The organism is Pseudomonas sp. AC242 (assembly GCF_979258655.1).
Window position 1 is genome coordinate 6,243,249 of the sequence record NZ_OZ409873.1, and the last position, 15,185, is coordinate 6,258,433.

Annotated in this window: 12 protein-coding genes; all 12 read left to right on the forward strand. The window is 59.7% G+C overall.

Going from position 1 to position 15,185, the window contains the following annotated elements; translation table 11 throughout:
- The first annotated feature begins 173 nt into the window (after positions 1 to 173).
- The 12 genes from glnE (at position 174) to ACZZ0A_RS28170 (ending at position 15,183) form a co-directional block, all read left to right on the forward strand.
- Entirely contained in the window at positions 174 to 3,113 is a 2,940-nt protein-coding gene (gene glnE / locus ACZZ0A_RS28115; protein ID WP_463544015.1) for a bifunctional [glutamate--ammonia ligase]-adenylyl-L-tyrosine phosphorylase/[glutamate--ammonia-ligase] adenylyltransferase, read from the forward strand.
- Positions 3,114 to 3,423: 310 nt separating this feature from the next.
- Positions 3,424 to 4,458 (forward strand): lipopolysaccharide heptosyltransferase II, encoded by a 1,035-nt coding sequence (gene waaF, locus ACZZ0A_RS28120; RefSeq protein ID WP_042704930.1) that lies wholly within the window; start codon positions 3,424 to 3,426, stop codon positions 4,456 to 4,458.
- A 1-nt stretch (position 4,459) separates the two neighbouring features.
- The gene (waaC, locus tag ACZZ0A_RS28125; protein ID WP_007915685.1) at positions 4,460 to 5,521 is read left to right on the forward strand and encodes a lipopolysaccharide heptosyltransferase I; all 1,062 of its coding nucleotides are present in this window, start codon (positions 4,460 to 4,462) and stop codon (positions 5,519 to 5,521) included.
- Complete coding sequence (locus ACZZ0A_RS28130) at positions 5,521 to 6,642, forward strand: glycosyltransferase family 4 protein (RefSeq protein ID WP_007915686.1); 1,122 nt, start codon at positions 5,521 to 5,523, stop codon at positions 6,640 to 6,642. Before waaC ends, ACZZ0A_RS28130 begins: the two co-directional genes overlap by 1 nt.
- Positions 6,642 to 7,448, forward strand: a complete 807-nt coding sequence (gene rfaP, locus ACZZ0A_RS28135; protein ID WP_123376882.1) for a lipopolysaccharide core heptose(I) kinase RfaP — start codon at positions 6,642 to 6,644, stop codon at positions 7,446 to 7,448. Before ACZZ0A_RS28130 ends, rfaP begins: the two co-directional genes overlap by 1 nt.
- Positions 7,448 to 8,182: a lipopolysaccharide kinase InaA family protein gene (locus ACZZ0A_RS28140; protein WP_007915688.1), complete on the forward strand. Its 735-nt coding sequence runs from the start codon at positions 7,448 to 7,450 to the stop codon at positions 8,180 to 8,182. Before rfaP ends, ACZZ0A_RS28140 begins: the two co-directional genes overlap by 1 nt.
- Positions 8,179 to 8,931, forward strand: a complete 753-nt coding sequence (locus ACZZ0A_RS28145; RefSeq protein WP_007915690.1) for a lipopolysaccharide kinase InaA family protein — start codon at positions 8,179 to 8,181, stop codon at positions 8,929 to 8,931. Before ACZZ0A_RS28140 ends, ACZZ0A_RS28145 begins: the two co-directional genes overlap by 4 nt.
- Positions 8,931 to 10,382, forward strand: coding sequence for a lipopolysaccharide kinase InaA family protein (locus ACZZ0A_RS28150; RefSeq protein ID WP_463544016.1), 1,452 nt, complete (start codon positions 8,931 to 8,933; stop codon positions 10,380 to 10,382). The genes ACZZ0A_RS28145 and ACZZ0A_RS28150 overlap by 1 nt, the downstream gene beginning before the upstream one ends.
- A gap of 124 nt (positions 10,383 to 10,506) precedes the next feature.
- Entirely contained in the window at positions 10,507 to 10,842 is a 336-nt protein-coding gene (locus ACZZ0A_RS28155; protein WP_007915693.1) for a YceK/YidQ family lipoprotein, read from the forward strand.
- 171 nt (positions 10,843 to 11,013) lie between these two features.
- Positions 11,014 to 12,768, forward strand: a complete 1,755-nt coding sequence (locus ACZZ0A_RS28160; protein ID WP_007915701.1) for a carbamoyltransferase family protein — start codon at positions 11,014 to 11,016, stop codon at positions 12,766 to 12,768.
- Positions 12,761 to 13,669 carry a glycosyltransferase family 2 protein gene (locus tag ACZZ0A_RS28165; protein WP_007915704.1) on the forward strand — a complete coding sequence of 303 codons (909 nt, stop codon included), beginning with the start codon at positions 12,761 to 12,763 and terminating at the stop codon, positions 13,667 to 13,669. Before ACZZ0A_RS28160 ends, ACZZ0A_RS28165 begins: the two co-directional genes overlap by 8 nt.
- Positions 13,670 to 13,722: 53 nt before the next feature.
- The gene (locus ACZZ0A_RS28170; RefSeq protein WP_007915710.1) at positions 13,723 to 15,183 is read left to right on the forward strand and encodes a hypothetical protein; all 1,461 of its coding nucleotides are present in this window, start codon (positions 13,723 to 13,725) and stop codon (positions 15,181 to 15,183) included.
- Positions 15,184 to 15,185 lie beyond the last annotated feature (2 nt).

Here is a 15,185-nt window from a genome sequence, read left to right on the forward strand (position 1 = left end):
AGAATAATCGTTAAGGTTGGTCTTTTGCCATCCGAAAAAGGTGAAACTTTGATGTTCGCTGCCAAAGAGAAAGAAATTTCAGCTATTTCTAACTTTTGTTCGACAGTCCTCCGGGTAGCGGCTTTTCACCAATCACTACAAGCGGCCATTTATACGCCGATCAAGGATAGACCATGACCCTGCCCGTGCTTGCCGAACTGCCTGCCATTCTCCTGCCGTTGGTCACTCGATCCGAGCAGTCGTTCCGTACGGCCGTCGCCGCGCTGGAAGACGATCACGGCCTGGCGAACTGGACGCCAGAGCGCTGGGCGCAGTTCGCCCGCGTCACCGCCGCCAGCGAATTCGTCATTGAACAGAGCGTTCGTGACCCTTTGATGTTGCTTGCACTGGTGCAGTCCGGCGAACTCGACCGGGCGTTCGCACCGGGTGAATTGTGCACGCAGATTGCCGCCGCGGTGAACGCAGCCCAGAACGAAGATGAACTCGGTCGCGCCCTGCGTCGTCAGCGCGCCCGCCATCAAGTACGGATCATCTGGCGCGATCTCACCCGTCAGGCCGATCTGGTGCAGACCTGCCGCGATCTCTCGGATATGGCCGACGCGACTATCGACCAGGCTTATCAATGGTTGTACAGCCGCCATTGCGAACAATTCGGTACGCCGACCGGCCGCCGCAGCGGTGAGCCGCAGCAAATGGTCATTCTCGGCATGGGCAAGCTCGGCGCCGTCGAGTTGAACCTGTCTTCGGACATCGACCTGATCTTCGCCTACCCCGAGGGTGGCGAAACGGTGGGCGTGAAGCGCTCGCTGGATAATCAGGAATTCTTTATTCGTCTCGGCCAGCGCCTGATCAAGGCGCTGGACCCGATGACCGTCGACGGTTTTGTATTCCGTGTCGACATGCGCCTGCGCCCGTACGGTTCGTCCGGCGCGCTGGTGCTGAGCTTCAATGCGCTGGAGCAGTATTACCAGGATCAGGGGCGCGACTGGGAACGCTACGCGATGATCAAGGCGCGGGTGGTGGCCGGCGATCAGGTCGCGGGCGCGCAGTTGCTCGACATGTTGCGACCGTTCGTTTATCGACGTTACCTCGATTTTTCGGCGATCGAAGCGCTGCGCACCATGAAGCAGTTGATCCAGCAGGAAGTGCGGCGCAAGGGCATGGCCGACAACATCAAGCTCGGTTCCGGTGGCATCCGCGAGGTCGAGTTTATCGCTCAGGCTTTTCAGTTGATCCACGGTGGCCGCGACCTGAGCCTGCAACAGCGTCCTCTATTAAAGGTGCTGAGTACGCTGGAAGGGCAGGGTTATTTGCCGCCGGCAGTGATCAGCGAGTTGCGCGAAGGCTACGAATTTCTCCGTTACACCGAACACGCCATTCAAGCTATCGCCGACCGCCAGACCCAGATGCTACCGGATGGCGCGCAGGATCAGGCACGCATTGCCTTCATGCTCGGTTTCGCCGATTGGGATGCTTTTCACGAGAAACTGATGTTTTGGCGTGGCCGCGTCGCCTGGCACTTCGCCCAGGTGATCGCCGATCCCGACGAGGATGAAGGCGCCGCAAGTGAAGTGGTGGTCGGTGGTGAATGGCTGCCGCTGTGGGAAGAGGCGCAGGACGAAGAGGCCGCGTGCCGGCAGTTGGAGGAGGGCGGTTTTGCCGATGCCAGCAAAGCTCTGAAGGCGCTGGCCGGATTGCGCAGCAGTCCGCAACTGCGGGCGATGCAGCGGTTGGGGCGTGAGCGTCTCGACGCCTTTATTCCGCGTCTGTTGGCGCAGGCCGTCGAGCATGCCAATCCGGATCTGGTGCTTGAACGCGTGCTGCCGCTGGTGGAAGCAGTTGCCCGGCGTTCGGCTTATCTGGTCTTGCTGACGGAAAACCCCAGCGCCCTGCGACGCTTACTGACGCTGTGTGCAGCGAGCCCGTGGATCGCCGAGCAGATCACCCGCTTCCCGCTGCTGCTGGATGAATTGCTTAACGAAGGTCGTTTGTTCAAGCCGCCCTTGGCGCCGGAACTGGCCGCCGAGTTGCGCGAGCGGTTGACGCGGATTCCCGAAGATGACCTCGAACAACAAATGGAAGCCCTGCGCCATTTCAAACTGGCGCACCGCTTGCGCGTCGCCGCCTCGGAAATTGCCGGCAGCCTGCCGCTGATGAAAGTCAGCGATTACCTGACCTGGCTAGCCGAGGCGATTCTCGAGCAAGTGCTGGCCCTGGCCTGGCGCCAGACCGTGGCCAAGTACGGCACGCCGCTGCGCACCGACGGCACCTTGTGCGATCCAGGTTTCATCATTGTCGGTTACGGCAAAGTCGGCGGTCTGGAATTGGGCCATGGTTCGGACCTGGACCTGGTGTTTATCCACGACGGCGATCCACAGGCGGAAACCGACGGACCGAAGTCGATTGATGGCGCGCAGTTTTTCACGCGCCTGGGGCAGCGGATCATTCACTTGCTGACGGCGCAGACCAACTCCGGTCAGCTCTACGAAGTGGACATGCGTCTGCGCCCATCCGGTGCTTCGGGGCTGTTGGTCAGTTCGTTGGGTGCGTTTGCCCGCTATCAGGAAAATGAAGCCTGGACCTGGGAACATCAGGCCCTGGTGCGGGCGCGGGTGTTGGTCGGTAGTCAGGATGTCGGTCAGGCGTTCGAGAAAGTTCGCGCCCAGGTGCTGGGCAAGGCGCGTGATCTGGCCAAGTTGCAACAGGAAGTCAGCGAGATGCGCGCGAAGATGCGCGATAACCTTGGCACCAAGAGCACCGCAGCCGGTACCGCAGCAAATGCCTTCGACGCCACGGCGCCGTTCGACCTCAAGCAGGACGCCGGTGGTATCGTCGATATTGAATTTATGGTGCAATACGCGGCCCTGGCGTGGTCGCACAGCCACCCGCCACTGCTGCGCTGGACCGATAACATCCGCATTCTGGAAGAGCTGGAACACGAAGGGCTGATGCCTGCCGAAGATGCCAGCCTGTTGCGCGAGGCCTATAAAGCCTACCGCTCCGCCGCCCACCGGCAGGCCTTGCAGAAGGACCCGGGGGTGATTGCCGGAGACCAGTTTGTCGAAGAACGGCGGCAGGTTTTGCGGATATGGAAAGAGATGGGGCTAAGCTGAAACGCAGATGTAAGAATGAATGCAAAACCCTGTGGGAGTGAGCCTGCTCGCGATAGCGGAGTATCAGACGACAACAATGTTGAATGTAACGACCCCATCGCGAGCAGGCTCACTCCTACAATGAATCTGCGGTGAGTCGCAGATGTGTGAACAGAGGCAAAACCATGTGGGAGCGAGCCTGCTCGCGATAGCGGAGTGACAGTCGACAGTCATGTTGAAGGTAATGACCCATCGCAAGCAGTGCCGCTCCCTCAGTGATTCTCGAGGCGGGGAGGCGTAAATGCCTCCCCGGTTCGTTTATGGAAACCACATGAATATTCTGATCGTTGGGCCCAGTTGGGTCGGTGACATGGTGATGGCGCAGACACTGTTTCAGTGTCTCAAGCAGCGCCACCCGCAATGCGAAATCGACGTGCTGGCCCCCGAGTGGAGCCGGCCGATCCTTGAGCGCATGCCTGAAGTGCGCAAGGCCTTGAGCTTCCCGCTCGGCCACGGCGCGCTGGAATTGGCGACGCGTCGGCGCATCGGCAAGTCCCTGCGTGGCCAGTACGATCAGGCGATCCTGCTGCCCAACTCGCTGAAATCGGCGCTGGTGCCGTTTTTCGCCGGCATCCCGAAACGCACGGGCTGGCGCGGCGAGTTCCGTTACGGCCTGCTCAACGACGTACGCACCCTTGATAAAGCACGCTATCCGCTGATGATCGAGCGGTTCATGGCGTTGGCCTATGAGCCGAACGCCGAGCTGCCGAAGCCGTATCCGCGCCCAAGTCTGCAAATCGATCCGGTGACCCGTGAAGCGGCGCTGGCCAAGTTTGGCCTGACCCTTGATCGCCCGGTGTTGGCGCTGTGCCCCGGTGCCGAGTTCGGCGAGTCCAAGCGCTGGCCGTCCGAGCATTACGCCAAAGTCGCCGAAGCGCGCATTCGCGAAGGCTGGCAGGTGTGGCTGTTCGGTTCGAAAAACGATCACGCCGTCGGTGAAGATATCCGCGCACGCTTGATCCCGGGCCTGCGTGAAGAATCAGTCAACCTCAGTGGCGGAACCTCGCTCGCCGAAGCCATCGACCTGCTGTCCTGCGCCGATGCGGTGGTCTCCAACGATTCCGGCCTGATGCACGTTGCCGCTGCGCTGAACCGCCCATTGGTGGCGGTCTACGGCTCGACTTCGCCGGGCTTTACCCCGCCGCTGGCCGAACACGTCGAAGTGGTGCGTCTGGGCCTCGATTGCAGCCCGTGCTTCGACCGCACCTGCCGCTTCGGTCATTACAACTGCCTGCGCCAGCTGATGCCGGACGCGGTCAACGATGCCTTGCAGAAATTGCAGGGCTCAGTGGTCGAGGTTCATTAAGTTGCGGGTACTGCTGATCAAGACTTCATCGCTGGGCGACGTGATTCATGCGTTGCCGGCGCTGACTGACGCCGCCAGGGCGATCCCCGGGATCAAATTCGATTGGGTCGTTGAAGAAGGCTTCGCCGAGATTCCCACCTGGCACCCGGCCGTCGACAAAGTGATTCCGGTGGCGATCCGCCGCTGGCGCAAAAACATCTGGAAAACCATTACCAGCGGCGAGTGGAAACGCTTCAAGCAAAGCGTGCGCGCCAACAAATACGACTTGGTGATCGACGCCCAAGGCTTGCTGAAAAGCGCCTGGCTGACCCGTTACGTCAAAGCCCCGGTAGCCGGACTCGATAAAGGTTCGGCCCGTGAACCGATGGCCTCGCGTTTCTATGATCGCAAATTGGCCGTCGCCCGTGGTCAGCACGCCGTCGAGCGGGTGCGGCAGTTGTTCGCCATCGCCCTCGGTTACGACCTGCCAAAAGGCCTCGGCGACTACGGCCTCAACGTCGAACGTCTGGTCGAGTTGCCGCGAAAAAACGCCTTCGTGGTGTTCCTGCATGGCACCACTTGGGACACCAAGCACTGGCCGGAAAGTTATTGGCGTGAACTGACTGAGCGCGTCGGTTACCTCGGCGTCGGCGTCAAACTGCCGTGGGGTAGCCCGCAGGAAAAGGCTCGCGCCGAGCGGATTGCCGCAGGCTTCAAACACGCTGAAGTGCTGCCGAAACTCAATCTGGCCGGCGTCGGCAAAGTCCTTGCCGGCGCGCAGGCTTGCGTGGCGGTGGACACCGGTCTTGGCCATTTGGCCGCCGCACTGGACGTGCCGACCATTTCGCTGTTCGGCCCGACCAACCCGGGCCTGACCGGCGCGTACGGAAAATTGCAGATTCACCTGGCCAGCGACTTCCCGTGCGCGCCGTGCCTGCAAAAGAAATGTACCTATCAACCGACCGCGCAGGATGCCCGTCAGTTTGACCTGAAGCGTGAACAGCCGCTGTGCTTCACGCGTTTGAACCCCGAGCGTGTCGCCAGCCGACTGAGCACGTTGTTAATGGCTGAGGAGCTGCGCTGATGCAATTGGCATTCGTCCTGTACAAATATTTCCCGTTCGGTGGCTTGCAGCGCGACTTCATGCGCATCGCCCTCGAATGCCAGAAGCGCGGTCATAAGATCCGCGTCTACACGCTGATCTGGGAAGGCGACGTGCCGCCCGGTTTCGAAGTGCTGGTGGCGCCGGTCAAGGCGTTCTTCAATCACCGTCGCAACGAAAAGCTCAGCGCATGGATGGAGGCGGATCTGGCCAAGCGCCCGGTTGATCGCTTGATCGGTTTCAACAAGATGCCGGGTCTGGACGTCTATTACGCCGCCGATGGCTGCTTCGAAGACAAGGCGCAGAACCTGCGCCATTCGCTGTATCGCCGCTGGGGCCGTTATCGCCACTTTGCCGAATACGAGCGCGCGGTATTCGCCAAAGACGCAAAGACCGAAGTGCTGATGATTTCCGAAGTGCAGCAACCGCTGTTCATCAAGCATTACGACACGCCGCTTGAGCGTTTCCACCTGTTGCCGCCGGGCATTGCCCAGGATCGTCGCCGCCCGGCGGATGCCGATGAGATTCGCGCCGGGTTCCGCGCTGAATTCAATCTCAGGGACGACGAACTGCTGCTGGTGCAGATCGGCTCCGGGTTCAAGACCAAAGGTGTCGATCGCAGCCTGAAAGCACTGGCTGCATTGCCTGCCGAACTGAAGAAACGCACCCGGCTGTTTGTAATCGGCCAGGATGACCCCAAATTGTTCCAGATGCAGAGTGCAACTTTGGGTCTGGGCGATAACGTGACGTTCCTTAAAGGGCGCAGCGATATCCCGCGTTTCCTGCTTGGCGCCGATCTGTTGATCCACCCGGCGTACAACGAAAACACCGGTACCGTGTTGCTGGAAGCGCTGGTCGCCGGTTTGCCGGTGCTGGTCAGCGCGGTCTGCGGTTACGCCCATTACATTGCCGAGGCCGATGCCGGGCGAGTGCTGGACGAGCCATTCGATCAGGCGCAGCTCACGCAATACCTGACTGACATGTTGAAAGATGACGCTGCACGGGCGGCCTGGAGCCGCAATGGTCTGGCTTATGCCGAGACGGCCGACCTCTACAGCATGCCGCAGCACGCGGCCGATGTGATTCTGGCGGAGCACGCTTAATGAAGTTGATGCTGGCTGAACCGTTCAAAAGCCTTTGGGCCGGACGCGACCCGTTCGCCGAAGTCGAAGGCTTGCAGGGCGAGGTATACCGCGAGCTGGAAGCACGCCGGACACTGCGCACGGAAGTCGACGGTAACGGATTTTTCGTCAAGATCCACCGTGGCATCGGCTGGGGTGAAATCTTCAAAAACCTGCTGACCGCCAAGCTGCCGGTACTCGGCGCGGGTCAGGAATGGAAGGCCATCCAGCGTCTGCAGGAAGTCGGCGTGCCGACCATGACCGCCGTCGCGTACGGCGAGAAGGGCAGCAACCCGGCGGATCAGCACTCGTTTATCGTCACCGAAGAACTGGCGCCGACCGTCAGCCTGGAAGACTTCAGCATTGATTGGGTCAAGCAGCCGCCGGAGCCAACGCTCAAGCGCGCGCTGATCGCCGAAGTCGCGCGCATGACCGGCATGATGCACCGCGCCGGCGTCAACCATCGCGACTGCTACATCTGCCACTTCCTGTTGCACACCGATAAACCGGTGACGCCGGACGACTTCAAACTGTCGGTGATCGACCTGCACCGTGCCCAGACCCGCGCGAAAATCACCCAGCGCTGGCGCAACAAGGATCTGGCCGCGCTGTACTTTTCCGCGCTGGACATCGGCCTGACCCGCCGCGACAAGCTGCGCTTCCTCAAGGGCTATTTCCAGCAACCGCTGCGCCAGATCCTGGTGCAAGAAGCGCCGCTGCTGAACTGGCTCGAAGGCAAAGCCAACAAGCTCTATGCACGTAAGCAGCGTTACGGGGATGCGCTCTGATGGCGGGTTGGACTCTCGAGTCGCAATACAGCGAGCTCGCCGATGATTTTGGCAGCCTCGAAGCCGTCTTTGCGTTGCAGGGCGAGCGCCTGACCCGCGACCCGCTGTCGGAAGTGATCCGCGTGCAGCGCAACGGCGTCAACTATTACGTCAAACGCTACGTCGGCGCCGGTAAAGGCTTGCGCCGCTACCTCGGCAAGCCGCGAGTGAAGATGGAATGGCAGAACCTCAAACGCTTCGCCAAGTGGGGCATTCCCACTGCAGAGGTGGTGGCCTGGGGCCTGGAGCGACGTGGCGCGGCGTATGATCGCGGCGCCATGATCACGCGCGAATTGCCCAACACCGAAGACCTTTCGGCGCTCGCCGAGCGCAAGGATCCGAAACTCAAGGATCGCGCCTGGGTCGATGGCGTCAGTCGGCAACTGGCCGGCTATACCCGGACGATGCATGATCACCGATTTACCCATAACGATTTGAAATGGCGCAACCTGTTGATCGATGAGCAGGCCCGCATATTTCTGATCGATTGCCCTAACGGCGAGTTCTGGCGCGGCTTCTGGCTCAAGTATCGGATCACCAAGGATCTGGCCTGTCTCGATAAACTCGCCAAATACCACCTGTCCAATACCCAACGCCTGCGCTTCTATAAGCAATACCGCCAGTGCGATCGGCTTGATAGCGCCGACAAGAAACGGATTCGGCACGTGGTGAGATTTTTCGAGGGACGCGAATGACTGATTTTCTTGCCGCTGAAGACCGTGCACTGCTCGAACGCCATGGTCTCGGCACTTTTGACGCACTGTGGGCCAAACAGCTTGAAGCTGTGGACGAACCCAATACCGCCCGTGGCGGCTGGAGCAGCGTCTTCCGCCTGGACGTGGAAGGGCAGGGTTATTACCTCAAGCGCCAGAGCAATTATCTGACGCGCACCTTGCACGCGCCTTTCGGTGAGCCCAGTTTTGCCCGCGAGTTTCGCAATATCAGCCGCTATCGCAAGCTCGGTATTCCGGCGCTGCAAGCGGCGTTTTTCGGTGAGCGCAAGGTCGACGGCGAGGTTCGCGCGATCCTGCTGACCCGGGCACTCGATGGCTGGAATGATCTGGAGTCGCTGTTGCAGCGTTGGGCGCAGCTCAGTGCCGCGCAGCAGTCGGCCATTCTCAAGGCCTGCGGATTGCTGGCGCGACATCTGCACGGTGTGCGTCAGGTGCACGGCTGCTTTTATCCCAAGCATATTTTTCTGCGCGCCACCGGTGACGGGTATCAGGCGCAATTGATCGACCTGGAAAAAACCCGTCCCTTGTTGTTCGGCGTGCGTGACCGGATCAAGGACCTGGAGCCGTTGCAACGCCGCGCGCCGGAATGGAACGAGGCACAACTGCGTGAACTGCTGGCGGCTTATCTCGATCAGCCCACTGACAGCTCGCTGCTCGACAGCTGGCTCGTCCGGCTGACCGCGCGCCGCAGTCACAAGGAGACGCGCTGATGCAATTGTCCGAGCTGGCCCCTGTCGGGCGAACCCCGTCACTGCCGCTGACCGTGACCCTGGCCGATGCGGCCGGGAGTGCGGATCTGCAACTGCTGAGTTTGCTGCGGGTGCTGCCAGGGCAACGCTACGTCGGCGCCGGTGTCTGGCGTGGCCGTCCGGTGCTGGCCAAATTGCTGGTCGGTGGCAAAGCCGCCCGGCATTTTCAGCGTGAACTGGAAGGGGTGCGCTTGTTAGCCGCGCAAGGCATGACGACACCCTTGCTGCTGGCCGATGGTTTGAAAAGTGACGAAGGTGGCTGGCTGCTGTTCGATTTCCTTGAGGGCGCCGAAAGCCTTGGCGATGCCTGGACCAAGGTCGAGTCGCTGCCGTTGCTCGCTGATGAACAGTCGGCGGTATTGGCCGAGGCGCTGGGCGCCATTGCCCAATTGCACGGCAAAGGTCTCTGGCAGGAGGACCTGCACCTGGACAATCTGCTGCGTCACGGCGGTCAGTTGTACTTGATTGACGGTGCGGGCATTTGCGCAGAAACCGCCGGTCAGCCGTTGTCGCGACAAAAAGTCCTGGAGAACCTCGGCGTATTTTTCGCTCAGTTGCCCAAGGCGCTGGAGCCATTCACCGAAGAGCTGCTGGTGTATTACCTGTTGAGCAACAGCGAGCACGCATTGCCGCTGGAAGCCTTGCAGAAGCAGATCGACAAAGTGCGTCGCTGGCGTTTGAAAGACTTTCTGATCAAGGTCGGTCGCGAGTGCACGCTGTTCAGTGTGCGGCGTGGAGCGTTCGGTCTGCGCGCGATCCGCCGCGAAGAAGAGTCGGCCATGGTTCCAGTGCTGGATCAGGCCGATGCGCTGCTGGATCAGGGGCATCTGTACAAGACCGGTGGTGCGGCGAGCGTCGGCAAGGTTCAGGCGGGCGCGCGCACGCTGGTGATCAAGCGCTACAACATCAAGGGCTTTGCGCATTGGCTCAAGCGTTTCTGGCGGCCGAGTCGGGCCTGGCATTCGTGGCGCGAAGGTAATCGACTGGCGTTCCTCGGCATCGCGACGCCAAAGCCGCTGGCGGTACTGGAGAAGCGCTTTTTGTGGCTGCGCAGTCGTGCGTATCTGGTAACCGAGTTCCTGCCCGGGCCGGACATCATCGAACGCTTTGCGCCCTATGTTGAAAGTGGCGAAGCGCCTGAGGCGGAGCTGCAGGCACTTGACCTGTTGTTCGCTCGACTGATTGACGAGCGCATCAGCCATGGCGATTTCAAAGGGCATAATCTGTTCTGGCAGCACGATCGCTGGGCGCTGATCGATCTGGATTCGATGTGCCAGCACGGATCCGCCGGCAGTTTCGCCCCGGCTTATATACGTGACCGTGCGCGATTCATGCGTAATTGGCCCGAGAGCAGTGCGTTGTATCAGGTCATAGATCAGCGTTTACCGAAAAAAATCGCCAACACGGTCTGAGTCAAACCAGTACAGCAGTAGAGGACAGGATTCAGCGACTTGTCCTACAGTATCTCCAGAATCCATGAACTGTGTCCTGTGCAGTCCCGATGCTAATTTGCCCAACGACCTTGGAGGGCGAATCTTGACTATCAAACAGGCTGCAACGCTGGGTGTATTTTCATGGGTTCTGGCTGGCTGTGGCAGCACCATGACCGTATTGCAGGACGATGCCGACGTCGCCCGCGACATGCGCAAGCAAAAAACCTACTGCCAATCCATTCCGCGGATTTACAGCGGTCTGGCCTTCGACTTCTGCGTGTTGAACGCGCCTCCCGATCCGAGTGGGGTTCTTTTGCCATTCGTGCTTCTGGATCTGCCATTGTCCGGTGTATTCGATACAGTAGCGTTGCCCTATACGGTTTATCGTCAGGTCACCGACGGCAACCTTGCTATTTACTGGCGCAAGGGCGGTTATTGAGTAGCGGGGCGAGGTTTCTTCAAACCATTCGCCCTGGGGCAATCGCGCAGGGTAATTCCCCACTCGTTTACGCTATAATCCCGCCCTTTAGCTGTCACTCGCCCTGTGCGAGGGCACATCAATTTTCAAGGCGCATTGCGCCTGCACGCAGACTAAAGAGGCTAGACCCCTGTGGCATTGACGATTCTTGGCCTGTCCGGCGCCCTTAGCCATGATCCTTCAGCGGCCTTGTACATCGACGGCAAGCTGGTGGCGGCGGCTGAAGAAGAGCGCTTCGTACGCGATAAACATGCAAAGAACCGCATGCCCTACGAATCGGCGAAGTTCTGTCTCGAACAGGCCGGCATCAAGCCGTCCGATGTTGACGTGGTCGCGATTCCATTTGCCCCGATCAGCCTGTTCGGCAAAGCGCGCTGGCACTACGCCAAGCGTTACTGGTATGCACCGGATCGCGCCCTTGATGCGATCCTGATGGGTAACCGTCGCTACAAGCGCTACCGCAACAAGATTGTCTGGTGCCTGGAGCAACTGGGTTTCGATCCGAAAAAGATCAAGATCGAGCCGGTCGAACACCACTTGGCTCACGCCTCCAGTGCCTACCATTGCTCCGGTTTCAAAGAAAAAACCGCGATCCTCGGTATCGACGGCAAGGGTGAGTACGCCACGACCTTCTTCGGCTATGGCGAAAACGGCAAGATCCACAAGATCAAGGAATTCTTCGATCCTGACTCCCTCGGTGGCTTGTACGGTGCGATCACCGAGTTCCTCGGTTTCGAGATGCTCGACGGTGAGTTCAAGGTCATGGGCATGGCGCCGTATGGCGATGCCAGCAAGTACGATTTCTCGCGTCTGGCCTCGTTCGAAAACGGTGAGTTGGTGATCAACACCGACTACGCCAACGTCATCGGCCTGCGTCGCTACAAAGAGAAGGGCAAAGGCTTCTACTTCTCGCCGAAACTGATCGAGTGGCTGGGTCCGAAGCGCGAAGGCGACATCGCTGACGAGCCTTACATCCACTACGCCGCGAGCATGCAAGCGCTGTTCGAGAAACTGGCGTTGCAGATGATCGACTACTATCTGGGCGACGTACTCAAGGAAACCGGCAAACTGGCCTTCGCCGGTGGTTGTGCGCTGAACGTCAAACTGAACCAGAAAATCATTGCCCGCGACGACATCAAGGAACTGTTCGTGCAACCTGCGTCCGGCGATGCCGGCACTGCGGTTGGTGCGGCTGCCTACGTGTCCCACGCCCGAGGCGTGCCGGTCGAGAAGATGGAGCACGTCTATCTCGGCCCGTCGTACAGCAACGAGGACGTGATCGCCGCCTGCGCCCGTCATGAGAGCAAGCCGACCTGGCGCAAGCTCGACAACATGCCGGAACAGATTGCCAAAATCATGGTCGATGGTAATCCGGTCGCCTGGTTCCAGGGGCGCATGGAGTTCGGTCCGCGTGCATTGGGCGGGCGCTCGATCATTGGTTGCCCGAGCGTGGCTGGCGTGGCTGATCGCATCAACCACCAGATCAAGTTCCGCGAGCGCTGGAGGCCTTTCTGCCCGTCGATGCTCGACACCGTTGCGCCGCAAATGATCAAGATCGATCACCCGGCACCGTTTATGACCTTCACTTTCGAAGTGGCGGAAGAGTGGAAGACCCGCGTGCCGGAAGTCGTCCATGAAGACGGCACCTCCCGTGCCCAGGTGCTCAAGCGTGAATACAACCCGCGCTACTACGACATGATGAAGGCGCTGGAAAACCTGACCGGTAACGGCGTATCGCTGAACACCTCGCTCAATCGTCGTGGCGAACCGATGATCTGCTCGCCGACCGACGCGCTGAACATGTTTTTCGGTTCTGACCTGGAATACCTGATCATGGAAGATATTCTGGTCGTAAAAGCGGGTGTAAAAGGATACGAACTTGACTGAAACACTGATCAGCGTCGTCATTCCGGTTTACAACTATGCGCGAACGCTTCCACGTGCAGTGGAATCGGTGTTGGCGCAGTTGGATGAAGCGACCGCGGATCTGCTGGTCATCGACGACGGGTCGACGGACGATACGCCCGAGGTAGTCGAAAAACTCCTGCTCAAGCACGGCGGGCGTTTTCGTGCGTTGCGCAAAAGTAACGGCGGATTGTCGTCGGTGCGCAATCGAGGGCTGGAAGAGACAACCGGACGGTATCTGGTGTTTCTCGACTCTGATGATGAAATGGCGCCCGGTGCCTTGGCTGCACTTTCGCAGCACCTCGAAAGTAATCCAAACAGCCTGATGGTGATCGGCGCGCACTGGTCGGTGTTTGCAGACGGGCGACGCAGCTTGCAGGCGGCCAAGCCGCTGCCTGTGACGCCCCGCCAGCGCCTGCAGGGTTACCTGCTGAACAAGACGGTGTCGATTTCCAACGGTGCCTGTGCGATGCACCGCGATGTATTCGTTTTGGGTAATTACCCGGAAAATTTGCGCAACGTCGAGGACTTGCCAGTATTCGCCCAAGTGCTGGCGCGCTACCCCTGCACCGTTCTGGACGAGCCCCTGGCGCTGATTTACAAGCACGCCGACAGCATGCGCCATGATCTGCGCCAAAGCCTTGCTGCCGGAACGGAGCAGGTGGTCAGCGAAGTTTTTTCCAGTCGGCGGATGCCCGAGGAAATGTTTGATTTGCGCCAGGCGTTTATGGCGCAGCGTTGCCTGTCGTTGTTTCGCGACTGTTATTCCCATGGCGAGTACAAACTGGCCAAATCGTTTTACTTTAAGGCCTTGCGTGCAGACTGGCGGACGTTTTCGCGCTGGTCCTACACGCGCAAGGCGTTGCGGGTGCTGTTTCGGTAAACGGGTCGCGGAGACTATGCGGACCCTGTAATGGATGTCGGTGAGGTGGCTGGGTGAAAGGTAAGGGCGGCAAGGTGGGAGCTCAAGTCTCCAGAATCATCGACGAATATCCGGTTTGGCTGGCGTTTCTGGGCAGTGCGCTGTTATCGCTGATAGCGGTCATGGGCACCGCCACAGTGGGGCGTGATGCCGCGCTGTACATTGATATCGCGCAACAGGTCACCGAGCACGGGCCTAATGTGGCCTGGGCCGCTTTCGACTGGCCCTGGTTTTCCTTATTGCTGGCCGCTACTCATACCGTCCTGCATTTGCCGCTGGAGCTGAGTGCATATCTTTGGTGCGCGCTCTTTTTTGCCGGCACCAGCGCGCTGATGGTGGACTGCGTACGTCAACGGTCGGTACATCTCGCCGGTTGGGCTTGTCTGGTGGTATTGGCAATGCCTGCGGTGAATGCCTTTCGAAACGACATCATCCGTGAATGCGGTTTCTGGTTCTTCTGCACCCTGACACTCTGGCTCGCGCTGCGCTGGCAAGCCCGTGGCGGCTGGCTGCGGGCGGCATTCATTCATGTGGCTATCGTCGCGGCAGCCTTGTTTCGGCTGGAGGCTTTGCTGCTGGTTCCGGCGTTGGCGCTGTGGCAGTTGCCCAATCTGTGGTCGTCGAACCGGCGGATGCAGTTCGTTCAGTTTTCGCTGTTGCCGGTTCTAGGGCTGCTGGCTGTTTCGGTCTCAGGTGTGCTCCTGTCGGCGCGCGTGATGCTGTATCTGGACATGATTGCGCCACACAGCGTGTTTGCTTCCTTCCGGATGCTGTGCGATCAATTTGCCAATTCGCTCATCAACAAGTACTCCCAGGATGAATCTGGCCGGATCATTTTCTTCGGCATCCTGGCGACCATGACCATCAGTTTCGTGAAGCTGATGGGGCCTTTCGCCGTCCCCTTCGTCCTGCGGCGCAACTGGGGGGTTCTGGGAATCTATTGGCGCGACTATCGCCCCTTCGCCTGGGCGGCGCTGCTTTATCTGGTGGTGCTGGTGCTGTTTTTCATCAAACAACAGTTCATGAATACGCGCTACCTGAGCTTTCTGAATCTGTTGTTTGTGCCCGTGTTGGCGATGGGGCTGGCGGCGTTCGTTCGCGACTTCCCGCGTTGCGGCAAGTGGCTGGTGGTTCTAGGGATGTTGGTGATGCTCTCGAATGTCATCTCTACCGGCGCCGGCAAAACCCATTATGTAGAGGCCGGGCGCTGGATGTCTGCCCACGTCGAGCCAGGGGCGAAGACCTATTTCGAGGATGGGCGGATCAGCTATTACGCCGGTCGCGGCTACGTGATGCCGGTGCTGACCGCAGAGGAAGCAATGTCGGCAGCTCACGCTGGCGACTATCAATATTTCCTCATCGAGGCCAAAGGTGACGAGCCTTGGCTGAAGGATTGGCTGGTGGCGCACAAGCTGCGCATCATCGAGCATTTCGCCAATCGCAAAGGTGCCACCGTGGTGATCATCGGACGCTAAGG